This is a genomic window from Variovorax sp. 01T439_2 (assembly GCF_056398445.1).
Genome location: NZ_JBFTPJ010000888.1, coordinates 1 through 2,465, shown reverse-complemented (window position 1 = coordinate 2,465; position 2,465 = coordinate 1). Strand labels below are relative to the sequence as shown.

The 2,465-nt window shown below is 63.4% G+C and carries 3 protein-coding genes; all 3 read left to right on the top strand.

Features of this window, described 5'->3' with window-relative positions; genetic code table 11:
• Positions 1-1,082: ABC transporter substrate-binding protein (locus AC1DOC_RS29320; RefSeq protein ID WP_478131085.1), on the top strand; the 1,082-nt coding region annotated here is incomplete at its 5' end.
• Between the two features lie 37 nt (positions 1,083-1,119).
• The gene (locus AC1DOC_RS29315) at positions 1,120-1,995 is read left to right on the top strand and encodes a carbohydrate ABC transporter permease (protein WP_018905526.1); all 876 of its coding nucleotides are present in this window, start codon (positions 1,120-1,122) and stop codon (positions 1,993-1,995) included.
• 82 nt (positions 1,996-2,077) lie between these two features.
• A partial coding sequence (locus AC1DOC_RS29310) for an ABC transporter permease family protein (protein ID WP_478131084.1) occupies positions 2,078-2,465 on the top strand: 388 nt, incomplete at its 3' end.

Genomic DNA, 2,465 nt, shown 5'->3' with positions numbered 1-2,465 from the left:
GGGCCTACGACGGCAAGCTCGAGGACATCGGCAGCGTGCTCGCGCCCATGAAGGACCGCTTCGCGCCCAACACGCTCGAGACCGCCTTCCTCTACAACGACCAGACCAAGAAGAAGGCCTACTACGCGTTCCCGATCAAGCAGCAGACGATGCATATCGAGTACTGGAACGACATGCTCAACGAGGCCGGGTTCAAGGAGTCCGACATCCCCACCGCCTGGAAGGACTACTGGTCGTTCTGGTGCGAGAAGGTGCAGTCCGGCAGCCGCAAGCAGACCGGCAAGCGCACCTTCGGCATCGGCATGCCGATGGGCGTGGATTCGAGCGATTCCTTCTATTCGTTCCTGACCTTCATGGACGCCTACAACGTCAAGCTGGTGGACGACAGCGGCAAGCTGCTGGTGGACGACCCCAAGGTGCGCGCCGGCCTGATCAGCGCCTTGACCGACTACACCACGCCCTACACGAAGGGCTGCACGCCGCCCTCGTCGACCAGCTGGAAGGACCCGGACAACAACGTCGCCTTCCACAACAAGACGACCGTGATGACGCACAACGCGACCATCTCCATTGCCGCCAAGTGGCTCGACGATTCGAACAACGCCTCGCTCACGCCCGAGCAGCGCGAGGAAGCGCGCAAGAACTACACCGAGCGCATCCACACGGCGGGCTTTCCGAACAAGCCTGACGGCAGCAAGATGGTCTACCGCTCCGCGGTGAAGACCGGCGTGGTGTTCAAGGACGCCAAGAACAAGGCGCGCGCCAAGGAGTTCGTTGCCTTCCTCATGCAGGAAGAGAACCTCACGCCGTACGTCGAGGGTTCGCTCGGCCGCTGGTTCCCGGTGACCAAGGCCGCGCAGGCGAGCCCGTTCTGGAAGGCCGACCGCCATCGCCTGTCGGTGTTCAACCAGTACGCCGCCGGCACCGTGACCTTCGAGTTCACCAAGAACTACAAGTTCACCGTGCTCAACAACGAGAACGTCTGGGCCAAGGCCATGAGCCGCGTCGTCACCGACAAGGTGCCGGTGGACAAGGCGGTCGACGAGCTGATCGCGCGCATCAAGACGGTCGCGGCGCAGTAAGCCGCATCCCCAAAACACCTTCACCGGGCCGACTCGCATGAGCTCCACTGCCACCGCCGCGCCATCCCTGGCGCCTGTTGTCAATCTCGGGGCGCGGCACGCGCGCTGGCAGTTCTGGGGCGCGGTCATGGTCGTGCCCTACCTGCTGGTGTTCGTGGTGTTCGTGCTCTATCCGGTGGGGTACGGGCTGTGGCTCGCGCGCCATCCGCAAAGCTACGTCAAGCTGGTCGAAGACCCGATCTTCTTCCGCTCGGTGATCAACACGGCCATCTTCCTGGTCGTGGCGATCAACATCAAGATGCTCGTGGCCCTGGTGCTTTCGGGCTTCTTCGTGACATCGCGCTGGTGGATCAAGATCGTCTCGGCGGTCTTCATCCTGCCATGGGCGATGCCCTCGATTCCCACCATCCTGTCGGTCCGCTTCATGCTCAACCCCGAGTGGGGCGTGATCAACAGCACCATCTTCCGCCTCACCGGCGCGGATGGTCCCAACTGGCTCAACGATCCTTCGCTGGCACTGGCCCTGGCGATGGTGGTGCACGTATGGAAGTCGCTGCCGTTCTGGACGCTGATCCTGGTGGCAGGGCGGCTGGCCATTCCTGCCGAACAGTATGAAGCTGCTTCGGTCGACGGCGCCTCGACGTGGCAGAAGTTCCGCTTCGTGAGCTGGCCCGCGCTGAAGACGCTCTACGTCACGTCCCTCATTCTTTCGATGATCTGGACGCTGGGCGACTTCAACAGCGTCTACCTGCTGACCGGCGGCGGACCTGCCGACCTGACGCACGTGCTCGCAACCTTGGGCATCCGCTATCTGCGGCTGGACCAGGTCGACCTGTCGATGGCATCGATCGTGGTGGCGCTGCCGCTCGTCCTGCCACTCGTCTACTTCATGATGAAAAGGCTCTCGAAATGAGCCCCCACGCTCACCACTTCGTGTGTTCGCTGCCCCCCGGGGGGGCGCTCGCCCTCCTAGAGGCGGCTCGTCGGAGGACGATATGAAACGCTGGACCCCCAAGGCCATAGCGACCGAGGCCAGGCTGCTGCTGATCGGCATTCCGGTGCTGCTGTGGACGCTGATCCCGGTCTACCACATGGTGCTGTTCGCGATCTCCTCCAAGGACTCCGCGACCTCGGGCCACCTGTGGCCCAAGAACCCGACGCTGGACAACTTCCGCATCGTGTTCCAGCAGAAGCACTTCTACCTCGACCACTTCTGGCTGCAGCTGGGGAACTCGCTGCTGATCGCGCTGTCGGTCGGGGCGCTCACGCTGTTCGTCGCAACCACGGCCGCGTTCGCGATCAGCCGGCTGCGCGTGCGGGGCGGGCGCACCGTGATGAACCTGGCGCTCTTCACCTACTTCATTCCCGCGGCCTTTCTTGCCG